General features: G+C 62.7%; 22 protein-coding genes and 2 pseudogenes. 14 read left to right on the forward strand and 10 right to left on the reverse strand.

Going from position 1 to position 21,313, the window contains the following annotated elements; genetic code table 11:
- The first annotated feature begins 80 nt into the window (after positions 1 to 80).
- Together I2H31_RS09420 and I2H31_RS09425 are read left to right on the forward strand one after the other, a co-directional pair.
- Entirely contained in the window at positions 81 to 392 is a 312-nt protein-coding gene (locus I2H31_RS09420) for a hypothetical protein (RefSeq protein WP_196292771.1), read from the forward strand.
- A 36-nt stretch (positions 393 to 428) separates the two neighbouring features.
- Positions 429 to 1,544: a DUF2931 family protein gene (locus I2H31_RS09425; protein WP_196292772.1), complete on the forward strand. Its 1,116-nt coding sequence runs from the start codon at positions 429 to 431 to the stop codon at positions 1,542 to 1,544.
- A gap of 42 nt (positions 1,545 to 1,586) precedes the next feature.
- On the opposite strand, the gene I2H31_RS09430 is transcribed toward I2H31_RS09425, so the two are convergent.
- Both I2H31_RS09430 and I2H31_RS09435 read right to left on the reverse strand, forming a co-directional pair.
- Positions 1,587 to 2,768 (reverse strand): DUF4272 domain-containing protein, encoded by a 1,182-nt coding sequence (locus I2H31_RS09430; RefSeq protein ID WP_196292773.1) that lies wholly within the window; start codon positions 2,766 to 2,768, stop codon positions 1,587 to 1,589.
- A gap of 115 nt (positions 2,769 to 2,883) precedes the next feature.
- A complete protein-coding gene (locus I2H31_RS09435; RefSeq protein WP_196292774.1) occupies positions 2,884 to 3,357 on the reverse strand; it encodes a hypothetical protein in 474 nt (157 codons plus the stop codon).
- Positions 3,358 to 3,530: 173 nt separating this feature from the next.
- Between I2H31_RS09435 and I2H31_RS09440 the strand changes: the two genes are divergently transcribed.
- The 4 genes from I2H31_RS09440 (at position 3,531) to I2H31_RS09455 (ending at position 5,715) form a co-directional block, all read left to right on the forward strand.
- Positions 3,531 to 4,283, forward strand: a complete 753-nt coding sequence (locus I2H31_RS09440; protein ID WP_196292775.1) for a hypothetical protein — start codon at positions 3,531 to 3,533, stop codon at positions 4,281 to 4,283.
- 12 nt (positions 4,284 to 4,295) lie between these two features.
- Complete coding sequence (locus I2H31_RS09445) at positions 4,296 to 4,751, forward strand: hypothetical protein (protein ID WP_196292776.1); 456 nt, start codon at positions 4,296 to 4,298, stop codon at positions 4,749 to 4,751.
- Between the two features lie 33 nt (positions 4,752 to 4,784).
- On the forward strand, positions 4,785 to 5,021 hold the full coding sequence (locus I2H31_RS09450) for a hypothetical protein (protein WP_196292777.1): 237 nt from the start codon (positions 4,785 to 4,787) through the stop codon (positions 5,019 to 5,021).
- 157 nt (positions 5,022 to 5,178) lie between these two features.
- Positions 5,179 to 5,715: a pyridoxamine 5'-phosphate oxidase family protein gene (locus I2H31_RS09455; RefSeq protein ID WP_196292778.1), complete on the forward strand. Its 537-nt coding sequence runs from the start codon at positions 5,179 to 5,181 to the stop codon at positions 5,713 to 5,715.
- A gap of 201 nt (positions 5,716 to 5,916) precedes the next feature.
- Here the strand turns inward: I2H31_RS09455 and I2H31_RS09460 are convergent, their stop codons facing one another.
- Both I2H31_RS09460 and I2H31_RS09465 read right to left on the reverse strand, forming a co-directional pair.
- Positions 5,917 to 7,062: an SH3 domain-containing protein gene (locus I2H31_RS09460; RefSeq protein WP_196292779.1), complete on the reverse strand. Its 1,146-nt coding sequence runs from the start codon at positions 7,060 to 7,062 to the stop codon at positions 5,917 to 5,919.
- A gap of 71 nt (positions 7,063 to 7,133) precedes the next feature.
- Positions 7,134 to 7,670 (reverse strand): hypothetical protein, encoded by a 537-nt coding sequence (locus I2H31_RS09465; RefSeq protein WP_196292780.1) that lies wholly within the window; start codon positions 7,668 to 7,670, stop codon positions 7,134 to 7,136.
- Positions 7,671 to 7,945: 275 nt separating this feature from the next.
- Between I2H31_RS09465 and I2H31_RS09470 the strand changes: the two genes are divergently transcribed.
- The 3 genes and pseudogenes from I2H31_RS09470 to I2H31_RS09480 all read left to right on the forward strand — a co-directional run.
- Complete coding sequence (locus I2H31_RS09470; RefSeq protein WP_196292781.1) at positions 7,946 to 8,209, forward strand: transposase; 264 nt, start codon at positions 7,946 to 7,948, stop codon at positions 8,207 to 8,209.
- A 35-nt stretch (positions 8,210 to 8,244) separates the two neighbouring features.
- Positions 8,245 to 8,526 (forward strand): annotated as a pseudogene (locus I2H31_RS25795) (IS3 family transposase); the annotation flags it as partial.
- Positions 8,527 to 8,561: 35 nt separating this feature from the next.
- Positions 8,562 to 9,125, forward strand: a pseudogene (locus tag I2H31_RS09480) (IS3 family transposase); the annotation flags it as partial.
- A 99-nt stretch (positions 9,126 to 9,224) separates the two neighbouring features.
- Here I2H31_RS09480 and I2H31_RS09485 read toward each other — a convergent pair.
- The 3 genes from I2H31_RS09485 to I2H31_RS09495 all read right to left on the reverse strand — a co-directional run bounded on the left by I2H31_RS09485 (position 9,225) and on the right by I2H31_RS09495 (position 11,109).
- Entirely contained in the window at positions 9,225 to 10,238 is a 1,014-nt protein-coding gene (locus I2H31_RS09485) for an alpha/beta hydrolase family protein (RefSeq protein ID WP_196292783.1), read from the reverse strand.
- Positions 10,239 to 10,521: 283 nt separating this feature from the next.
- Positions 10,522 to 10,743: a hypothetical protein gene (locus tag I2H31_RS09490; RefSeq protein ID WP_196292784.1), complete on the reverse strand. Its 222-nt coding sequence runs from the start codon at positions 10,741 to 10,743 to the stop codon at positions 10,522 to 10,524.
- A 78-nt stretch (positions 10,744 to 10,821) separates the two neighbouring features.
- On the reverse strand, positions 10,822 to 11,109 hold the full coding sequence (locus I2H31_RS09495) for a DUF1572 family protein (protein WP_196292906.1): 288 nt from the start codon (positions 11,107 to 11,109) through the stop codon (positions 10,822 to 10,824).
- Between the two features lie 24 nt (positions 11,110 to 11,133).
- Here I2H31_RS09495 and I2H31_RS09500 point away from each other — a divergent pair, with 24 nt between their 5' ends.
- From I2H31_RS09500 to I2H31_RS09520, 5 genes are all read left to right on the forward strand, one after another.
- On the forward strand, positions 11,134 to 11,607 hold the full coding sequence (locus I2H31_RS09500) for a DUF1572 family protein (protein WP_196292785.1): 474 nt from the start codon (positions 11,134 to 11,136) through the stop codon (positions 11,605 to 11,607).
- A gap of 266 nt (positions 11,608 to 11,873) precedes the next feature.
- A complete protein-coding gene (locus I2H31_RS09505; protein ID WP_196292786.1) occupies positions 11,874 to 12,263 on the forward strand; it encodes a hypothetical protein in 390 nt (129 codons plus the stop codon).
- 13 nt (positions 12,264 to 12,276) lie between these two features.
- Positions 12,277 to 13,368 carry a serine hydrolase domain-containing protein gene (locus I2H31_RS09510; RefSeq protein ID WP_262895774.1) on the forward strand — a complete coding sequence of 364 codons (1,092 nt, stop codon included), beginning with the start codon at positions 12,277 to 12,279 and terminating at the stop codon, positions 13,366 to 13,368.
- 222 nt (positions 13,369 to 13,590) lie between these two features.
- Positions 13,591 to 14,262 (forward strand): alpha/beta fold hydrolase, encoded by a 672-nt coding sequence (locus I2H31_RS09515; RefSeq protein WP_196292788.1) that lies wholly within the window; start codon positions 13,591 to 13,593, stop codon positions 14,260 to 14,262.
- Positions 14,263 to 14,459: 197 nt separating this feature from the next.
- Positions 14,460 to 15,875 carry a hypothetical protein gene (locus I2H31_RS09520; RefSeq protein ID WP_196292789.1) on the forward strand — a complete coding sequence of 472 codons (1,416 nt, stop codon included), beginning with the start codon at positions 14,460 to 14,462 and terminating at the stop codon, positions 15,873 to 15,875.
- 103 nt (positions 15,876 to 15,978) lie between these two features.
- Here the strand turns inward: I2H31_RS09520 and I2H31_RS09525 are convergent, their stop codons facing one another.
- From I2H31_RS09525 to I2H31_RS09535, 3 genes are all read right to left on the reverse strand, one after another.
- A complete protein-coding gene (locus tag I2H31_RS09525; RefSeq protein WP_230687619.1) occupies positions 15,979 to 17,379 on the reverse strand; it encodes a serine hydrolase domain-containing protein in 1,401 nt (466 codons plus the stop codon).
- A 113-nt stretch (positions 17,380 to 17,492) separates the two neighbouring features.
- Entirely contained in the window at positions 17,493 to 18,824 is a 1,332-nt protein-coding gene (locus I2H31_RS09530) for a pepsin/retropepsin-like aspartic protease family protein (RefSeq protein ID WP_196292791.1), read from the reverse strand.
- A 246-nt stretch (positions 18,825 to 19,070) separates the two neighbouring features.
- Positions 19,071 to 21,305 carry a T9SS type B sorting domain-containing protein gene (locus tag I2H31_RS09535; RefSeq protein ID WP_196292792.1) on the reverse strand — a complete coding sequence of 745 codons (2,235 nt, stop codon included), beginning with the start codon at positions 21,303 to 21,305 and terminating at the stop codon, positions 19,071 to 19,073.
- Between the last annotated feature and the right edge of the window lie 8 nt (positions 21,306 to 21,313).

The raw sequence follows: 21,313 nt of genomic DNA on the forward strand, positions 1-21,313 counted from the left end.
TCATGCCCCTTCTACGACCCGGCGGCTTCATTTGGTCCCGGCTGGTTATGAAAATTTCACCTTAACTGCTTCTGTTTCTCATGCAGCCCTCTCCCCTCGTTGCCCCGGCTGCCCGCCTGAATGCCCTCCTGGGCGCGGGGCTGGTGCTGGCTAATACCCTGCTGCTGTACTGGTACCTGTTTTACTACGAAGTCAGCGAAAACGACCAACTCTTTTACGGGCCGGTGCTGGCCACGGCTTGGGCAGCGCAATGGGCACTGCTGGCGGCGGGCAGCCCCCGTCCCTGGCGGGGGTGGTATTGGGTGGTGGCCGGGCTGAGCGGGTCAGCGGCCGGGCTGCTGTGGCTGGGCTACTTCTGGCTGCGGGCTTTCGCCCGCGGCTTCAACCACTAGCCCTGGCCCCGACCGATGAAAGCATTTTTTCGGCGTTTGAACTGGACTAGCCGGGTGCTGCTGGTGCTATTTGCGGGGCTGGCCGGGCTGGCGCTGCACAATTATTTTCGCTACGCGCCCGGGTCGCGGCACCGGCTGCGCACGTTCTACGACGACGCCTACGGTTTTCCGGTGTACGTCAACCAGCTGGATTTTTACCCCAACGAGAAGCCCGCTACGGGTTCGGCTAATACCAAGGTGGTAGAAATAGGGCCGGTGGGCATCGACTCGTCGGCAGTACGCGCCAACACGCCCACCGGCGAATGGGGGCGCGGGCCGGCTGGCATCGACTCCGAACTGTTGCCCTTGCCCACCGTGCTGGCCGTTAACTACACTTCGGTGGCCGAGCAGCGCAGCTACGGCGGGCGCGTGCCACTGTCCCGCGCCCGCTTCGACAGCGTGCTGGCGCACCTCAACGCCCAGCCGGCGCTATACCAGTCGATGTACGCCTACCCCAACAATGAGCCCGGCTTCGAATTGCAGGCCGGGCTGGGGCCGGGCGGGCTGGTGGTGGTGTGGCTGCTGGGCGAGCAATACCAGGTAGAACTGGCCCGCGCCCACCTGCCGGCCGTGCCCACCACCTGGCCCAAAGCCGCGGGCGTCAACCCCGATGCTATGTATACCGAACCCGGCCCGCCAGCCCGCAGCTTTGCCGAACTGCGCCGCCAGGTGGGCCGGGCCGAACTGGCTCACCTGGACTCGTTTCCACACACTTCGCCCGCGCTGCTCGACTCACTGGGCCGGCGCTACCGCTACCGCCTGCGGGTGCTGGGCCAGCCGCTCACCCCGGCCACCCTCAAGGCCTCGTTTCTCAACAACGAGCAGGAGCCGCTGCCCGCGCCCGGTGGCGACGCCGGCGTGCTTTCCCGCGCCGTGCCCGATGCTGTGCAGTATACCGTGGCCGGCGCGGGCCTGCCCACCCACGAGCGCAGCACCGTGTTCGAGCCCCGCGAAACCCGCCGCGCCTTTGCCCGCGTGCAGGCCGCCTGCACCCCCGGCGAGGTGCCCGAGCTGCGCCTGACCGCCAGCGGCGAAGACGTGCGTGTCGAGTTGCGCTGCCGCCGCCTGACGGTGCCGCTGCGGCGGGTTATCACCTACGTCGGGCCCGACTAGCGCAGCCGTTGCGCCGCCAGGGCTTTGTGAAAATCAGTTGCCTCAAGTATCGGTGCTCACATCGTCCCATTCCTCATCGAAGCGGGAAGTCAACCAGTTGAGGGCGTAAAGACGCTCGTGAACGACGCCGCTTTCGAGGCCGGCGGGGGCGGTCTGCCCTTTGAGGCGGGCATCCACGCAGGCCCAGGCGTAGCGGTAGGTCAGGTCGGCGGCGTCCAGGATTTCCGGGGCCGGGCGCAGGCGGGCGCGCTGCCGAAACTCGGCTTCGCTGAGGGGCGCCAGCAGGCCCGTGTCGTGGCCGGGGTCGCAGGGATGGTCGGGGAAATTCAGTTCCGGCAGGTAGCCCAGCGCCCACAGCAGCGCGTGCAAAGCCTCGTAGCGCCAGGTAGCGTTCACGCGGGCCTGTTGGTCAGGGGCAGGGTCGTCGGCAAAGGCCTGCTCGGCGGGGCTGAGGTGGCGGCGCGCCCCATAGGCCCGCTCGAAGCCGGCCAGCGAGTCGGCCGGCACCCCTTCGCCCTTGAGGGCCACGTAGGTCAGGGCCAGCGCCCGGTCCACCACGGCATCCTGGGAGCGCAGCTGGGCGGTGGTTTCGCTGGCCACCGGGGGCAGGCTGGCGGCGAAGGGAATGCCGCGGGCCTGCAGCGCCTGCTCCGAGCGAGCTTTGCGGGCCAGCTGGTCCGGCAGCGGGTCGGGTTCGTCGTAGTATTTGCTCTCGATGCTGACGGGCAGGTCGGCCGCCGCGTCGCCCGTGCCGCTGGTGTCGGTGAGCAGCCGCCCGGCGGGGTCGTAGAAGCCCTGCCCGGCGCTGGCGGCGTACAACGAGTTAGGCTCGGCAAACACCAGCGCCTCGTAGTGCGCGAGCACCGGGGCCAGCCACGCGCGGAAGCCCGCTGGGAAGCCCACGTCGGCGGTGATGGTGATTTCGGTGTTGAGGGTGGTGATTTTGGTGAGCAGCCGCTTTTGGCGGTCGGCGTCGGGCATGGGCAACTGCTGCACGAAGCCGTACATGCCGGCCAGGTTTTGGGTGAACTCGTCGGTCACTTCGCGCAACTGGTAGTCGGGCTGGGTGCGCTGGCGGCCGCTCAGGCGCAGGGTAGGGGAGGCGGGCGGGCCGGCCAGCCACGCCAGCGGTTCGGGCTGGCTCACGGGGCCGTAGTGGGTGGCCAGATGCTCGGCCAGGTAGCCAAGGTCGGTGGCGTGGGTGTAGAGCGTCAGGCGTTCCATTGGAAAAATTGAAAAAGACCGGAAAAGACAGGTAGCTCAACGGCTGGCGGCCACCGGGGTTTGCCGCGCGGCTGCACCCGAGTCAGGGCTGGGCGCGCCCTGGCCGGGGCGATTCTCAATCGGCGGCAGTTCCGCCGGGTTGCAGCGTATTGATGGTATGCTGGATAACGGCATTCATCGCCGCCTTGCGGGCGGCCGGGTACTCCCACGCGAAGGTGGTGAGCGTCCCGGCTTGGAGTACCGTTTTTTCGTAGAAAATGCGGCTGTCCAGCCGGCCCGACAGCACGTAGCCGGTGCGCGTGCGCTGGTCGAGGGTGAGGGTGGCGTGCTTTTCCTGCCAGCCTTCGCGGGCAATTTGCCGGTAAGCGGGTAGCCCGCCGTCGAGCGCGTCGTAGCTGGCGTAAGCCGTGAGGGTGGTTTGCCCGTCGGCCGACACGAATCGGCGGCCGTCGCCGTTTTCCGGCTCGGGCTGGGGGCGCAGGTCGGCCGGGTAGTCGATGCGGTAGCCGAAGCGGGCGTTGTGGTAGGTGCGGTAAGCAGGCGGGCCGGACCAGGCCAACACCAGCGCGAGCAGGCAGCGGGCGAGCATAAGATTATAGCGAATTAGAAAACAATCCAAACGCTTCTACGGCAACGCTGACTCGGGCGCTGCCGCAAGAGGCCGTAACCGGCGCCGGCCGGTTAACGTTGGCAGCCGACTGGCCCGCTTTGGTCAGCCGGTTGGTTACCTCCCCTACGTTGCGACGCTCTTTCCTCCCCGCCTTGGCTTTGCTAGCCGCCTGCCGCCCCGACGCGCCCGCTGCCGAAACCGCCGGCCCGCCGGCCGCTCGCCCCACTGCCCAACCACTAGTCGCGGCTGCCGAAGGCAACCCGGCCGACACGCTGCACCTGCCCGGCGGCCAGGTGGCGCGCCTGCAACCCGGCACCGCGGCCGCCTTTAATCATTTGCCCGCCGACACGGTGGCCGACGCCTACAGCACCGACCCCGAGCCCATTGACCTTGCCCAACTTCGGGTGCGCCGCCGGGGCCTCGACCTGCGGCTGCAACCCACCGCCGGCCCGCTGGTGAAGCTTAGCTCGGTGCCCGACGCGCAATTCACGCTGCAAAACGGGGCGGCCGTGCGCTACCAGTACCTGGGCAGTTTGCCGAGCGTGCACCAGTGGGTGGTGCGGGCCAACTACTGGGAATCCGACGCCACGGTGCTGGTCGACCAGCGCACCGGCCGCCGGCTAGAGCAGCCCGGCCGCCCGTTTGCCTCGCCCGACGGCCGCCACCTGCTGCTATGCAGCCCGGCCTTGCGGGACGGCGGCGACCAGGTCAATATGCTCAGCCTGGTGCGGGTAGACGAGGACGGTCCGCGCCTGGTGTGGCAGCGCGAGCCCGCTGCCTGGGAGGCCGAGGAAGCCCGCTGGGCGGCTCCCAACCGGGTACTGTTGCGCCTGCGCCGGGCCGAAGGGCTGCGAGACGACGCCCCGCCCGTGTACGCCGGGCTAACTCTACCCACTCTCCCATAAGCCGACGGTCCGATGCGCACCTTCCTTTCCGTGTGCGGCGCGCTGGCGATGAGCCTGGCCGCCTGCCGCCCCGACGCCCCCACCGAGCGCCTGCCCACCGCGCCCTTGCTGGAAGCCGTGCCGGCCGGCTACCGCCCCGTCGAGCGAACGGATACGCTGTCCAGCTACTGGGCCCCGCCCAAAGCGTATGTCAACAACGCCGTCGACTTTACCCCGGCCCACCGGAGCGAAGTGCAGCTGCAAGTGCAACTGGTGCCCGCGTCGGCGGCGCGGGTCCCCGGAATTGATACGCGCACCTTTCACGGAGCCAAAAGCGGCTACGGCCTGGGCCGGGAAGGACTCAACTGGGTGTTCGGCCTGCCCCCGCGCCGGCTGACGTCGGCCTTGCTCGACGACCGGGGCGCGCCGGCTAAGGTCTTTACGGCCCGGCTTTACGCGTTGGTCATCATGGAAGAATCGGTCAACTAGGCCGGCTACCGCTACACCCGCAACCGCTATACCGTGGAGTACCCCTTCTGCCCGGTGGCCGTGGCCCGCGTCAACGATTCGGTGGCCTACGTGCGGGCCTGCCTGCTGCGCGGCAACGTGCCCCGGCCCGATACACTATACGCCGCTAGCAGCACCGACCCGCCGCAACGCCTGCCCTACGCGGCCGACCGTCCTGACACCACCCGGCAGGTGCTGCTGCGCTTGCGGCTGCGGCAACTCCATCACTCCGCCACTCCCGCTGGCTATTAGCGGGCACATCCACATCCTTTATTTCCTGTTTTCTCAGCCAGAGAGCAACCTCCACCGCGCAATCAGCCAAGCGTTTAATAACAAACTAACCTACCCGGTGCCAGCGCGTATGCCCGAAGGAAATCACCTACTTCCTTTTCCTAACCAATTCAGCTAAATGGATAGCATCAACCAACAACAGCCCGAGCATAACCACGAGGACCTGCAGCAGGCCGACGCCGTGAAGAAAATCCAGGAGCTGGCGGGCAAGACCAACACTTGCTTTTTCAGCACCAAGCTGCGGGCCGCAACCGTGCCGGCCACCCGGCCGATGGCCGTGCAGGAGGTTGACGACGCGGGTAACTTCTGGTTTTTGAGCGCCAACGACAGCAACAAGAATCAGGAGCTGCAGGAGGACAACCAGGTGCAACTGCTCTTCCAGGGCTCGGCGCATTCCGATTTTCTGAGCGTGGTAGGCACGGCCACCATCTCGACCGACAAAGCCCGCATTCACGAGCTGTGGAATCCGATTCTGAAAGCCTGGTTTACGGAAGGCGAGGACGACCCGCGCATCACCGTCATCAAGGTGGCCGTGCAGAACGGCTACTACTGGGACAACAAGCACGGCAACGCCGTGGCGCTGGTCAAAACGGCTATTGGCGCAGCCATTGGGCAGACGCTGGACGACTCTATCGAGGGCAAGCTAGCCGTATAAATCAACGCGGAAGGCTGCTTATTCGTCCGGCCCGGCTTTGCTGGGCCGGACGTTCTTTTTGGTGCCCTGCGCTAGGGGTGAGTGAACCCGACGGGCGGGTAATAGCAGGACTAAACGAGAGGTCTAGCTCACTCGCCGGGTGGGCCTCGGCGGGGAAGGCTTCGGGGGCGTGGTGGAAGACAGCGCGCAACGACCGAGGCCTTATTTCTTTCCTTGTCGGAGCGTCACCCGGTTGGCGAACACGAATCCCCGCGTACCGGTACGCGTTTCGAGGTGCCACCACTTACCGGTGTTGTCTAGCACAGTTATTTTGTCGCCATTGGCGGCGCGCCCCACTACGGCCGCCGCCGTGCCCGGCGCCTGCCGCACGTTCACGTAGCCATCGGGGTCGGTCACGGTGGCCATGCCATAGCGCGCCGTCAGCTGACGCACGATGGCTCGTATCGTGGATTTGTCGTCTTCGTAAAACGTCGGGTTGCCTTGTTCGTCCAGGCCCTGGTGGTGCCGGTTGCGCTCCCGGGCCGCGTCGCTGGCGGCTTGGGTGGCCGCCGCTACGCGTAGCTGGCGGGCCGATACAAGGTAGCCCCGGGCCAGCAACACCGCCACTGCCCCGGCATCTTCCTGCGCGATGGCCTGTTCGAACACCGCGGTTTGGTCGCGCACCGGGAGGTCGTATTTCTGAATAAAGTAGGCGAGCCAACTGCTGGGAATATGGCCTTCAGCGTTGGCAAATACGTCGTGATTGACGAGCTGAAGCAGATTTTGCGGGTCGAAAGAGTCTTTGGTGGAATGTTGAATTTCGTAGGCGGCGAGCTTGCGGCGAAAGGCTTGCCGCCCGGAGTCGGCGCCGGGAAGAAGGAGCTGGGCCGGCGTGAACGGAATGACGGCGCCTTCCGGAAACAAGTCGGCGAACGCGACGGCCGCCGTGCGGCTTGCCTGCGCACAGGCAACCACCCGGTCCCAATCAGCGCGCCGAAACGTGAGGGGCACTGGGTTTTCCGGGTCGTTGGTGAAGTCCAGCAACTGCCGGTTGGCGAGCTCCAGCCGAACCCAGCCGACGATGGTCGCCGGGCCGGCTTCCCCGTCAGCCGCTACGCGCAAGCGGACCCTCAACTGGGTCTCATTTTGCGCCTCCAGTTCGGCCCCCAAGTGCGGTTTGAAGGGCGAGGCGAAGGACGAATGCGCCAACAGAACCGTGAGGGCGTCCGCGCACGCATCGGCCGCGACGGGCGCCGCGGGTTGCGAGGTAACGCGAGCCGGTTGCTGCTCCGGCCGGCCGGCGGGCTTGTCTTCGCAGCCTGTCAGCAAGGCGCCCATTACTCCAAGCAGTAATAACTGATTGTTCATGCAAAGCCTGTAGAGCAAGAACTTACTAAAGCAAGACGAAAAATAGGTGACTGGAACGGGGCGCCGGAGCGCTAGCGGTGAAGCAGCTGGTCTGTGTGCACCGTATCGGTGACGCTCCGCTGGACCGCCTGCGCGTGGTAGAGCACCCGGCTCCGCCGCCAGCGCTGGCCGGGGCCGGGTAGCTCGACCAGCCGGACCTGCGCGGCCAGGGCATCGTGGTGTTCCGTCAGAAAACCCACCTCGGTATCCCGGGCCGCTTCGTAGGCCTCGGCGCGGTAATCGACCAAAAAGGTTGGGTGATAGAATAACACGGTGAACTCCCGCAGGCGCGTCAGGTCGGCGCGGCGGTACTGGCGACGGATGAACCGGTCTAGCGCTGTCTGCGCGGCTTCCGGAGCCAGGGCATCCAGGTGGGCGACCTCATAATATTGCACGGTCTGGCTGGTACTGAAAAGGCGGGTATCCAGTCCTTCACCGGTCAACAGCCGATGATTGAGTTCCGAGTCAATGGGGGTTATCTGCGGGGTTGATGGAGACGAACAGCCGACCAGAATAACGGCCATAACCACGCACCACAACGAATAACATTGACCAGAGAAAGGGAGCATTGGGGAGCACAGAACAGAATCGAAACCGGCTTGGGAAGTGGCCGGCGGGTAGGGCGCCGATGCGAAGAAACGGATAACTTCCTAGCTCCACTTGCACGAGCCTACCCGCAACTGGTCCGACGCCAAGGCGACACACGCTACGACAACGCCACACCAGGCTATGACGGCCCGGGGCAGCGTGGGGGTTTGGCCGTGTTGTCGTTGCAATAGTTCGCCTTTGGACCTGAGGTGGTCTAGCCAAGGCGGACAGAAGAAGGACGTATATTTCTTCTGTTATGGCAGCAAAAACCAGCGGGACGTCGCCCGGCAAACGACGCAAATACGACGAGGTATTTAAGGCCGAGGCGCTGCGCCTGGCCAGCGAGAGCCGCAGCACGCAGGCCGCCGCCCGGCAGCTGGGCATCAGCCCCAAGCTACTCTACCGCTGGCAGCAGGCGCAGCTCGTGGCTGAAGTGGGCAGCGAAGAAGTAGCCCGTGACCCGGAGGTCCGGGCCCTGCGCGCCCGGCTGAAGCGGGCCGAGCAGGAGCTCGATATTTAAAAAAAAGCCTTGGTCACCTTCGGCCAGCCGACCCGATGAGCACCTATCAGCACATCGCCCAACGGGCCGGCCAAGTGCCCGTACGTCAGCTCTGCCAGGTGCTGCGTGTGGCCCCGGCTGCGTATTATGCGTGGCGGCACCGCCAGTCGGTACCAGCAGTCGAACCGACGTGGCAAGTAGCCGTGCGTGAAGCGTTTGCCTACCACAGCCAGCGCTACGGCACCCGCCGGCTGCGGGCGGAGGTGCAGGCCGATGGCCACGCTGTGGGCCGTTGGCGCATCCGCCGCGTGCTTAAAGCCCATGGCCTGCGGACGCAGCAGCCCCGCTCGTTTGCGCCGCGCACCACCATTCGGACCCGGCCGTGCGCGCCGCCCCCAACCGCCTACTCGGCCAGCCAGCCCCCACGGCTCCCAACCGGGTGTGGGTGGGTGACATCACCTACCTGCCCCGCCAGGGCGGCGGCTGGCTCTACCTGGCCGTGTGGCTCGGCCGCTGCTCGCGCAAAATCGTCGGCTGGGACGTGCGCGATACCATGCCCGAAGACCTGGTCAGCGAAGCGCTGCGGCGCGCCCTGGTGGTGCGCCGCCCACCGGCGGGGCTCGTCGTGCACTCCGACCAGGGCAGCCAGTACACGGCCACCCGATTCAAAGCACTGGTCGCCAAACACGGCGCGCAGCAAAGCATGAGCCGGCGGGGCAACTGCTACGACAACGCCCACGCCGAATCGTTTTGGAGCCGCTTCAAAGCCGAGCTGCTCGGCGGCGGCAGCTTCCCCGGCCTGGCCGAAGCCAAGCTTGAAATCAGTCACCACATCACCTATTACAATGCCGAACGACGCCACTCCGCCCTCGGCTACTGCTCACCCAACCACTTCGAAGCCCATCTTCAAACAACCTCCCAATTGTGTCTGGCTTAGCTAGACCACCTCAACTTTACCTAAAATCCTATTTACTTGCCTCTAAGAATCGCAGTTGGTTCGGCGCAGGAGAACCTATCCTACTATCTTACCGGAGGGCTATTTGCCAACAGTTGTCACCCACTCAATGGCAAACTGATGCACTTCGTCGATGCGGTCCGATTTTTTTATCACCCCATCAACCGTTTTTTCTTCCTGAAAATAGTGATTACAGTCCGGATAAACCCGGTAGGTGAGATTGGATTTGCCTTGGCGCAAAAATTCTAGTTTGGCGTAGTCCATGCTCATAATCGTTTGATTATCATCGCGGCCGCCAGCAATATACAAAATTGGAATAGAGAGCCGGAGCATGTTTTCCAAGGGAGTTGTACGACTGAAGCTGCTCCATTTTAGGTACGTGGCCCCGTACCAGGTGTGGTCCACGGCCTTAGGGGAGCGGTAAATCTTGGCGTACTCCGTATATAACGAATCAACAATCCGCTGACTTTCAATCCGGCTTAGCTGTTGCTGCTCCGCTTGCAAGCGGGCAGCTAGTAGAAAGTCATATAGCTGATTTAAGGCGTTGCCTGCCATGCAGATGACATGCGTAACCTTTTTGTTGAGCACCGCCACCCGAGGCGCGACCTGTGACCCTTCGGAGTAACCCATAACGATAACCTTGCGAGTATCAATGGGGAGCTTTTTAACTAGGTAGTCGATGGTTGCCGAGGCTGCTTCCGCCCGCCAATCTAAGCTGTAGAGTTGCTTGAAGGTATTGTTTTCGGGATAGTACCGACGGCCCGAATTGTCGTAGCGCAAGCTGTCTTTGAATGGGATGCCCGGTTTGCTGATAACTACGATGTAGTAGTCTTTCGCGTACTTGCTGATGTTTAGGGGTACGGAGCTGTTATAGCGCCCCGATTTGGTTTTGTAGTAGAGCGGAAAGTTGCCCGAGCCGTCGAGGTACACTAGCAACGGCCTTTTGGCTTTAGAGTCTGACTTTGTGACGTGAATATCAAAGCTTTTCAGTTGGGGCCGATGGAGCGTGTAGTGCTGAAATAATTCGTTTGCCGCATTTTGTCCGTGAACAAGCAGGGGAGCGAGTAGCAGAAGCAAGCCGAGAAGCCGATGCATTAGGCGTAGGAAGAGTTAGGAATTGGACTGACTGAAACTCGCAGCAGGTGCCGGTTGAAAGTGAATGCTGGTCGCTAAGGCGTTACGAGCAAGACAAAGAAATTTGTTGTTGATTGTGGTCTGCGCTAGGCTCCGAAAGTTAGGCCTTTCTGAACCAACCACCTAGCTTGGCGCAATCCTGTCGCGCTGGTCATCCTACTGGCTCAGGAAGTGGGTTCCGTAACATGACTTTCTGAGCTATACTTTCTGAGTCACTTATCAATTCACTGGAACTATCCCGCCTTCAGCCGTCGGCAACCAAGAGTCCCTCGGGGTGGTCAAGCATCTTCAGGTCGGCGGCTTCGAGCACGAAGTCTTTCTCAATCCATTCCACGTTCAGGCGCTTGAAATCCGCTGCGTACTGCGGCTGGTAAGTCAGGATGCGGACGTAGTCAGTAAAGAGCCTGGCTTGGCGGGCCTCCATCTCACGTTTTTCGGGGGTATCAGGTATATTAAGAGTGGGCATGACTCTGAGTAAATAAGCCTGTGAAAAGTGGCGGAATCGGCTGGTCATGCCTGCCGAAAGCAGGCGGCTTGGACCTTTCTAGGATGCCGAGGGCGGCTGGTTTTGCAAATACTCGTCGGTGAAATGCGCTGTACGCTTGGGATGGGCAAACTTCTCGGCGTTGTAGCCCTGCGAATTACCCTGTGGAATGGAGAGCGACTGCCACTGGCCGTCGAGCACCAGCTTGCCGATGGACACGAGTTGGCCCACGTGGTAGGGGTAGTGCGCCAGCTGCCGGTTGATGGCCTCGGTGATGCTGTGGCCCTGGTTGCGGATGTAGACCGTGCGGGAACGCCGCCCATAAATTACTTTTATGAGCCGTCGCAGGAATAACGAACGTCAGAAACAGACATGAAAAATACGGCTGAATTAGCAACTCGTTTTCGGGAAGTTATTCTCAACGGCACTTGGATTGCCAACACTAATTACCAACACCAATTGACCGGTTTGGGCTGGGAAATAGCGGTGGGTGAGTCAGGCTCTTTAAATTCAATTGCCACTCTGACCCAACACATTCACTACTACATAAATGGAATAAGACACGTCTTTGAAGGCGGGGATTTGAAGATTAAGGACAAATACAGTTTTGATTTCGAGCCCGTTGGTTCGCAAGAGGAATGGGAAACCTTTTTGCATACCTTTTTCAACGATGCAGAAAAGTTTGCTTCCTTGCTTGAACAAATGCCCGAAGAAAAATTAGATGAGGTATTTGTGGACAAAATGTATGGAACCTACCGCCGCAACATAGACGCCATGATTGAACACAGCTACTACCACTTAGGGCAAATTGTCTTACTTAAAAAGATTGTAGCAAGTGCCGGTTGACACCTAGGGTGGCCCATTGGTCCTGCCCGTGCCTCTGGTCGGCACGTTGGCGCACGAGAATACGAGCTACTGCCACTTTGTTCAGGGGCGTAAATAATGCATTCTCAGCTAACCGGAAATGAATGATGGCCCCTTTCCTAGGGCGCCGGGGAATTTACCGCAAGGAGTGCAACAGAAGGGGAGTAGACCGGTCTAATCCTAGTCTGCCAGCTCATACTTCTGAAGCGCTGCTTTCGGCTCAACTCCGCCTTGTTTTCCTTTAAATCATGAAGAAAGTTCTTTTGGGCGGCGGTCTCGTGCTGCTACTCGCCGGCCCGTTGTGGCTGATTGGGCAACCTACGTCCAACCGCGTGGCCATTACGGTTAGTGATTCAGATGACCAATTCAAGATAGTGGCCAGCTACAACGTGGCGCAGAGTGCTCGCATTATTGGGCTCCTGAATGACTCGTTGCGGCCCGCGGTTCCGCTTTCCGCCAGTCAGGCCGAGGATACCCGCCTGCTGCTTGCTGACCGCACTGCCCTGACGGTGCAGGCGGCGCCGGGACGGCTGCGCTTAGTGGCCGATAAACGAACAAATTCGGCGGCCTCGCTCAACCGGATTCATCGCCTGGTGCCGGGCCTGACGCACCTCGTACAAACGTCGGCTCCGCGGTAAAGTATTGCCCTCTATGCATGATTGGCGCATTCCCTTCCTAGCAATTTCCTCATGGGTGGTCCTTGGCTGCGGCGTGGCCCGCAGCCAGGCGAGCTGCGCATACGCCGACAGCGTTCGGCTGGCCTATCACATTCCGGAATTGGCCTACGCCGTCGTAACGGCAGGTGGGGTAATCGACATGCAGACCCTGGGCAACCAACGGCAGCAACCGGGCTACCCGGCCAAACCCACTGACCGGTTTCATTTGGGTTCAAATACCAAAGCCATTACGGCCTTGCTGGCAGCGGAGCTGGTGGAAGCGGGAAAAATTTCGTGGGATACGCCGTTTTTTGCCCTGTTTCCCGAACTGCAGTCCGCTAGCCGACGCGGCTACCGCGCCATCGCCCTTCGTCAATTGCTGACTTTTCGGGCCGGGCTGCCGGCGTACACGTACACCTTCGCCTCCCCGAGCCCCGACGAGCTAACCGGCGACGAAGCCGCCCAGCGCTTGGCCCTGGCCCGCTACTTTCTCGCGCAGCCGCCCATGCGGCGGCAGGCCCACGGCCTGACCCCGTCCAACGCTGATTACGTGCTGGCGGGGCTGATGCTGGAAAAAGCCACCGGCCGCTCGTATCAGGACCTGGTGACAGCCTGGGGCCAGGCCCATGGCATCGCCTTTGGCTTTGGCTACCCCAACCTCACCGACCCGGCGCAGCCCTGGGGCCACAACCCGGCGGGCGAGCCGCTGCCCCCGGTTCCTAACCCGAAGCTGAGCTGGCTGCTCAGCGCTGGGAACATCAACGTGTCTTTGCCCGACTACGTGAAATTTGTTCAGTTGCAGCTGCGCGGGCTGCGGGGCGAGGAAGCCGGGCTGCCCGCGGCCACGGTGCACGAGCTGTTATTCGGCCTACCGGTTTTCGCCTACGGCTGGTTCAACCGCTTGGAGGCGGACACCCAGCACCACGTGGCCTACAACGAAGGCAACGCCGGCGCCTTCATCACGCGCGTGCAAGTCATTCAGGAAGCGGACCGGGCCTACATCCTATTCGCCAATTCCGCTACCCCAGAAACCGCTGCTGGCCTCACAATGCTCCAAGCGTACTTGCAGCGGCGGTACGGCCGGTGAGCAGAGGTACGCTTTCTAAGCCAACCGGTAACTGCCTACTGCCAATTTTGCGCACGAATACCGTGCTTTTCGAATACAATGCATCCTGACCGTCGCAAAACCCACCCCAGCGCGAGCCGCTCACTGTCAATGCTAGGCGGGGCCCTGCTGTGGCTGGCCAGCGGCTGCTCGGGTAGCCGACCGGCCGCGGCGCTCGCAGGGGCGCCACGGGCTCAGGTAGCCATGCAAACGACCCAATTCGAACTGGTGGATTCCAGCCGCCAGCGCGTCATCCCCGTAGCGGCCTACTACGCGGCGGCCGAAACCGGCGCGTCGACCCCAACACGGAAGCTGGCCTTGCTCAACCACGGGTACGGCGGCAAAAACACCGACTACACCTTCATCGCCCAAAACCTGGTGGCGCACGGCTACTACGTGGCCAGCCTGCAACAGGACCTGCCGGGTGACGCGCCCATGCCCACGGCGACGGGCAACGTCTACCAAGCGCGCTACCCCTACTGGGCGCGGGGCGTGCAAACCATGCTGTTTGCGCTGAAGGCCCTCAAGCGCCGCCAGCCGGGCCTGGACCTGCGCCACGTGCTGGTGGTGGGCCATTCCAACGGCGGCGACATGGCCATGCTCCTGGCGCAGCAGCACCCGGAACTGGTGCAAAAAGTGATATCCCTGGACAATCGCCGGGTGCCCTTCCCGCGCCAGCGGCGGCCCGAAATCCTCTCGCTACGCTCCAGCGACCAAGTGGCCGACCCTGGGGTGCTGCCTTCGCCCGCCGAGCAGGCCAAGTACCACACGACGATTATTCAACTGCCTGCCACCCTTCACAACGATATGTGGGACGGAGCCACGGAAGCGCAAAAACGGGAGATTAACTATTTGATTTCGCGATTTTTGCAGTAGCTGGTACTAGCCTGTCGGCTCATTTTGGTTGGCGCCTGACTCGTGGCTTTCTGCTCTCAAATAAACCTGACACACTCAGCGACTGCAGTTGGTTTGAGCTGCGGCACGGCACCGCATAGGAGTGAGCGTCGAGTGTTGAAGCAGAGTCGTGCACAACTGACATCAGCCAGTCTAATTCCCACGCCTTCCTTGCTACGTTGGCTGGAAAGCTTCCCTTTTCGGTACCAAAAGGGAAGCGCGCGATTGGTCGGCCAAGTCCGCGACTATCTTTCACCTTTCCAAAAATCGCCATGCAAAAAAGCGCCTTACTGGTTCTGCTCTGTGCATTGAGCACTCTTGGGGGCTACGCCCAGCGGCCCCGGCAGTTGGTATACACGTCGGACATTGACAACTTTTGGGTGGCTTATGACAGCATCCGTACGACGACGGACAGCGCAAAACAGCTGCGGTATCTCAACCGCTACTACATTGACAAAGGAACGGCCGGATTGCGGGCATTCATGGAGGTTAAACAATACACCCCGCAGGAATGGGTAAACTCCATTCGGCAGTATCCGCGCTTCTGGAATTCGATTCGGCCCAACACACAACTGGCCAAGACCGCCGCAAACGACATCGAGCCATACCTGAAAAAGCTGGCCGCGCTGTACCCGGCCCTGCGCCCGGCCGGCCTGTATTTTACCATTGGCGCGCTCCGCTCCAGCGGCACCACTAAGGCCGACATGGTGCTTATCGGGGCGGAAATGGCAACGGGCAACCCCGGAATCGACTTTTCGGAATTTCCGACAAACACGCAAGCCTTCCTGAGCCGGTACTTCAAAAGTCAGCCCCTGAAAAACCTGGTCGTGCTCAACGTGCACGAATACGTGCACACGCAGGAGAAGGGACCACCCGAATCGGACTTGCTGGCCCAAGCCCTCTACGAAGGGACGTGCGACCTGGTGGCCGAGCTGGTGACCGGCAAACTGCCGTTGCTGCCTTACGTGGCTTACGGCCCGGCCCACGAAGCCGAGCTGAAAGAGCAATTCAAGCGCGATATGTTTGCCCCGTACCTCCGAAACTGGTTCTACAATCAACTATCCGACGACCCCCATCACGTGCCGGACTTGGGCTATTATATGGGCTATGCCATTTGCAAAGCCTATTATCAGCGCGCCAAAAACAAAAAGGAGGCCGTGCGCCAGCTCCTGGAGCTGGATTACACGGATGCAAAAGCCGTGGAAGCCCTGCTGCGAGCGTCTGCCTATTACCCCGCACTGCCTGGTAAAGAGCAATTGCTGGCAGCTTATGAGCAGAGCCGGCCGAGGGTTACCAATGTAACGCCAACCATTCCGGTCGATGGCCTACTCGATGCCTCGGTAAAAGAAATTCGCATCGAATTTTCGGCCGTTATGGCGCCCTACACGGGCACTGACTACGGCTCGGGGGGCAAAGCGGAATGGCCGGTAGCAGGCCGGGGAAGTTTTACGCCCGATAAAAAGTCCTATGTTTATCCGGTGGCCTTGCAGCCCGGTCGTACTTACAGCTTTCTGCTGAATGGCGGTGGATTTAGGTCGGCCGACGGCCGCCCATTGGTCGCCTACGAGGTGAAATTCAAAACCAGGGAGCAGTAGCGCAACACTGCTCACGCGAACGTTGCCGCCCCACGTCCCGATGGCGCTACCAGTTACCAGTCACTGGAAATAGCAAATGGACGACTGCAGCCCCCATCACCGGCTACTTAGCCGGATGAGCGCCCGCTTTTTTGAGAAAATCGGCGGCATTCGAATTGCCGGCGTTGAGGGCCAGGGAACGTTGATAGTTCTCAATCGCCAGCGGTCGGTTACCAAGCCGCTCGTAGGTTTCGGCCAGGCTATCGTAGGTGTTCCAACTGCCGGGGTACAAGGCCACGTTCAGCTTGAAAACTTCCAGCGCGTCCGCCAGTTTGCCAGACCCCGCCAGACCGTAGCCCCACTCGTTCACGAATTCTTCGTCCAGAAACAATTCCGGATGCGTGCGGCGCACTTGCTGCACCAGGGCCTGCACCTGCCCGTAGCCCCGCTGCCGCAAGCCCACCTGCAGTGCGGCCCACCCGGCCGGTTCGCCATCCAGTGCTACCAGTATTTGCTGCGATAAGGCCTTGAGCGCGTCCTGCGTGCCGGCGTCCGACTCGTTGGCCAGCAAGACCAAGCCGGTGCGCTGCTCGGGGTACAAGTCGCAGTAGCTGGCGCAGCCAAAGGTGCCGCCCGAGTGCCGCAGGCGGCGGTGGCTGTCCAGGGTCTGGCTTACCAGCCAGTTCAGGGCCACGCCCTGGGCGGCCGTGCCCCAGGTTGCCCGGTGGCTCAAGGCCACGGCGGGCTGCTTTTCGTCGAGCTGGTACGCCACATAGCGCAGCAGGTCGGCGGGGCTGTAGCGCAGGCCGCCCGCGGCCAGCAGGGTGGGCATGGCCGAAAGCAGGGGCGCCGCCCGGCCCTGGTCGTCGTAGCCGGTGGCGGCCAGCTCGGAGGCAACCGGGCCGGCGCCGGCGTGCATCCCCAGGGGCTGCTCCAGCCTGGTCTTCAGCAACTCGGCGTAGGATTGGTGGTAGATGTTTTCCAGCACATAGCCCAGCAGCTGCCCGGCCACGTTGGAGTGGGCTGGCGTCTGGCCCGGGGGCTGCGACAGCGTGGTCCGGCGCAGGTCCTGGAAAAACTGCTGCCGGGTGTAGCGGGCGCCGAGCCGGGCGCTGACTGGGATGATGGAATCGGGCGGCAGGCCCGCGAAGGCTGCCGGTCCCGGAAAATTGTTAGGCAGGCCCGCGGTGGTGTTGGCCAGGTGCAAAAGTTGGATGGGCTTCCCCTGATAGGTCAGGTTGGGGTAGTCGCCATCCAGATATTGGCGCACGTCGTCGGTCAGGCGTACCCGCTTTTCGACCACGGCCTGCGCCAGCAGCAGGCTGGCGAACGTTTTGCTGAGGGAGCCAATTTCGTATACCGTCTGCGCCGTGGGCAGTTGCTGGGTGCCCCGGCGCGTGGTGCCAAAATGGTATAAGCGGGTTTGCCCATTGCGCACGATGCCAATGGAGAGGCCGGCGTGGGCCGGTAGCTGGACGAAGGCCGCTCCGAGCTGCTGAATGGTGGCATCTACTTTGGCGGGCATTGCCAACGGGGGCGTTTGGCCGGAAGCGCGCAGCCCCAGTAAGAGAAGCAGGCCGGCGACGAAGAAGGAAGGTTTGCTACGCATAAAGGGCTGCACGGCTAGTTAGCCGGTTACTAGCGACCAATCAATCTTTTGCGGAAAATGCCACCGGCCACCAGCGCCAGTACCGTGCCGCTGGCAAGTAGCAGCAGCCGTTTGTTGAACGACCTGTTGTAGGATGCACGCAGCAGACTGTTCGGACGCAGGTAGATGACATCGTTCTGGTAGTCCAGTACGACGTTGAAGCGCTTCAGCACGTCATTGCCCAAAAGGCTGAAGGCCAATCCTTGCCCTTCGCCCGGTTGCTCCAAGTCGATGGGGACGTTTGGCAGGGTGAGTTCGCCCAGCTGCAAGGCGGGCAGCCGGACGGTACGGCTTTCGATGGTTTTGCCGTTGACTCCGCGGCCTTCGCGCGTGCCCAGTTCGGTCATCTGGCCGTAGAGCTGCTCTTTTGCGCAATAGGCTTTTGTGAGCGAAAGCGCCCATTTCGAGCCCGTGTCGAACAAGAACAGGCCGGGGTGCGGCTTGCCCCGCACGAGCAGTGAGCCCTCGACAAACAGGTTTTGGCCTCTCCACTGCATGGGCAGGGCTGCGTAGCCGTTGGTTTCGGGCCGCGCGGTGCTGGAAATTACCAACACGTGCCGGTCATAGTTAATCTCGACTATCTTGTCTTCAAAGGCATTGTAGCCGAGCACGCCGTCGGCCTTCGTGCCGCCGTGATAATCCACGAAAATGGCGGGTGAATTTTTGAGTTGAATGCCGCTAAGCTCAAACACGTTTTCATGGTCGCCGGCCAGCCTAGCCCCCTTTTTGGCGCCTTCTTCCGAGAGCACACCCATGTTGGCGCCGGTATCAAATACCAGGTCCAGCGGGGCCGAGCCATTCAGCTTGCCCTGTAGATGGATGGCATTGTTGGTCCCCAGTACAAACGGAATCGTGTCGCTGGCCACCGGCGAGCGGCCAACCGGCCGCACGTACTGCACTTGAGCGGGGTTTTGGGCCGTGATGCGCTGGTAGCACGTGTCGCGTCCGTTGAGGATTATCGCAAAGTCGTAGGTGTCTTTCGTGACGAGAAACGACAGGCTATCCAAGTCCGTGTAGTAGACTATCCTTTTAGGCTTAGCCGACTTGCGGTAGACGTACGTGTCGGGCTTCAACCCGGGGGCCAAACCGCCATCCTGTAGGTAGTTACCATCCAGGATTTTGATTTGAGCAGAAGTAGCCCGGATGAAGGGCATACCACTGCGGGCCCCTCGGGGCGTAGGTGCCGGGTGTTGGGCGGCCGCAAGCTGCCCGCCATTCAGCAAGAGCACAGCAAACAAGACAGCCAGCGCCACAAACCGCGCCGTATAGTCTTGCGATACCTGTTTCATAAGGTGCTGGTGCTTGTCGGTGGGAAAGTACATAGATGGACGGCTCATGGCGGATGTGACCGGCCGGTGCCGGTTGTGTTGCAAGCTTTGGGGTGTCCCGCACCTGCCCCGGTAGATTGGGCAGGTGGCCAGGGAAATGAGCCTTGACGGGGGCTGGGGTCGCGCATTTTCAGCAGGACAGGCAGGGCCTTATGGGGTTTGGCACACTTGTCAACCCATAGAGCAGCAGGGCTGTGACCTTAATTGGTTGGCCACCGCGAACAGGAAATGCTTTACCGCTTATTTCCCCAGCACCTCCACCCAGCCTTTGTAGCGGCGGCCAAGTGTCATGTTCTCGGCCAGATAGTAGAACAAGCCGTTTCCCTGGCCCTGCGCGCTCCAGTCGTTGCGGTAGTCGGCGCTTTCGAAGACCTGCCGGCCCCAGCGGTTAAACACCCGCAGTCGCCACTGGTAGGCGCGGGCACTGCGGATGACGAAGGCCTGGTTGGCCGCGTCGCCGTTGGGCGTGATGACGTTGGGAATCAGCGGCTGGCACTCCTCCCGGCGCACCACGATGCTGTCGCGGAACACGCAGCCCGCCCGCGTGAGCTGCAGCCAGTACAGCCCGGGCTGCTCCACCTCAATGGCCGGCTGCTGGCTGCCGGTGCTCCATAGCAAGCCACTGCTGGCCTGCTGGGGCGCCGTTAGGGTTAGCCGTTCCTCCGCACACAGCAGCGTATCGGGGCCGAGGGAAAAGCGGGGGAGCGCATTCAGCGTAACCGAGGTGGAAGCCTGCGCCGTGCACCCACCCGCCAGCGTGGCTGTCACGGTATAGGTGCCGGCCTGGCTGACCGTTAGCGCGGGGCCGGTGGCGCCCGTGTTCCAGCGGTAGGCCACGGCGTCGGGGGCCTGGGCCTGAAGCACTGCGCTACTTCCGGCACAAAGGCTAAGCGGGGGCGTCACTTGCACCGTCGGCGTGCGCACGCTCACCCGCACCGTGTCGGTGGCCGTGCAGGCGCCGCGCTGCACGCGCACCCAGTACGTGCCCGGTTGCGTCACGGCCAGGGTCGAGTCGGTGGTGCCCGTGCTCCACTGGTACGCGGCGCCGGGCCCGCTGGCGGCCCGCAACGTGAGAGACTGGCCGGCGCAGAGTTGCCGGTCGGGGCCCAGGTCCACTGCAAAGCCGGTCAGGTCCGTGAAATGGGCGTAGGTGTAGCTGCCGGCAAACCCGGTGCGGCGTTGCAGCACGCCCAGCTGGAATACGTCGATGGCGTTGCTCACCGTGGCCGTGGCGCCGGCCGGCAGCTGGGCCAGCGTCAGGGGCACCCGGGCGGCCAGCCAGCGCCCGTTGCTGCCGGGCACGGCGGAAAAGGCGGCGGCCGGTATCACCCCCGCCCGGCCGTTGAACCGAAAGCTGCTTTCTCCCCCCGCCGGCACGACGAGGGTGAGCGCCAGGCTGTCGACGTCGGCCCCGCGCGTGATATTGACCTGCCGGCTGCCGGTGCAGTCCACGGGGGGCAGCACTGCCTCGGCCAAGTCGCAGCCGGCCCGGGCGAGGTGCAGCACGTAAACGGGGGCCGAGGCTTGCAGCAGCGTCGAGGGCGTGAGCAAGGGCACGTCGTAGGTTTGGCCGGCGCTGAGCAGGCCCACGACGGCGCTGGAGCCATTGACGGAAACCAACGTGCCGGGCTGGGTGGACACCACGACGGCCAGCACATCCTCCGGACTGCTTTTCACGATGACGTACTCGTCGCCCAAGCGGCTGACGGGCAGCAGCTGGTCACCCACCAGGTCGTCCCCGTCGCAGGAGTTGCGCAGCACCGCCACCGCGTCGTCTTTAACCGTGACGGCAACGGGCCGGGTGCTCGTGATGTGGGTGCCGCCGAGGTGCGCCGCGGCCGTGATGCCGGCCGCCACCAGGGAGTAGGTCTGGCCCCGTTGCAGCAGCACCGTGATGGGTGCCCGGGCGGAACCCACGGTAGTGGGCTGCGTCGGGACGAAGGTGACCTGGGTGTTGTTTTCGGTGGCCACCACGTCAATCGAGGAGCGGGCCGGGGGCGTGTACTGCGGGCCGTTGTCCCAGACGTCCTGGAAGGGGGCGTAGAACTCCGTGCCCAAAGCCGCGCGGCCCCGCAGGACGAACACCTCGTCGTTGCATCGGCATTGGGAGTTCACTTCGTATTCCGCCGTGATGGGCTGGCTGGCGCGGATGAGCAAGCCACGGTTCAGGGTCTGGCCGGCGGGCTGGTTTTCGAGCAAGGCCAGCTGGCTGGTCAGGTTGAGGCTCACGCTTTGGTTGGCCGGCACGGCCACGGTGTAGGGCACAAACGCCGCATTGGCCGGCTCGCTCACCCGCACGGTACTGGCTTGCCCGAGGGAGGAAAAACGTAGCAGCACGGGCCGGTCGAGGGCGCTGGGGAGTGAGCCGCTGGTGACCTCGGGCGCCACAAACCAGAACGTGGTATCGGACTGGGCCCGGGCGGGCCCGGCCCAACCCAGCAGCATCACCCACAAGCACAGTAGTCGTTTGTTCATCGACAAGC

The sequence above is a fragment of the Hymenobacter ruricola genome, from assembly GCF_015694525.1.
In the GTDB taxonomy this organism is placed as follows: domain Bacteria; phylum Bacteroidota; class Bacteroidia; order Cytophagales; family Hymenobacteraceae; genus Hymenobacter; species Hymenobacter ruricola.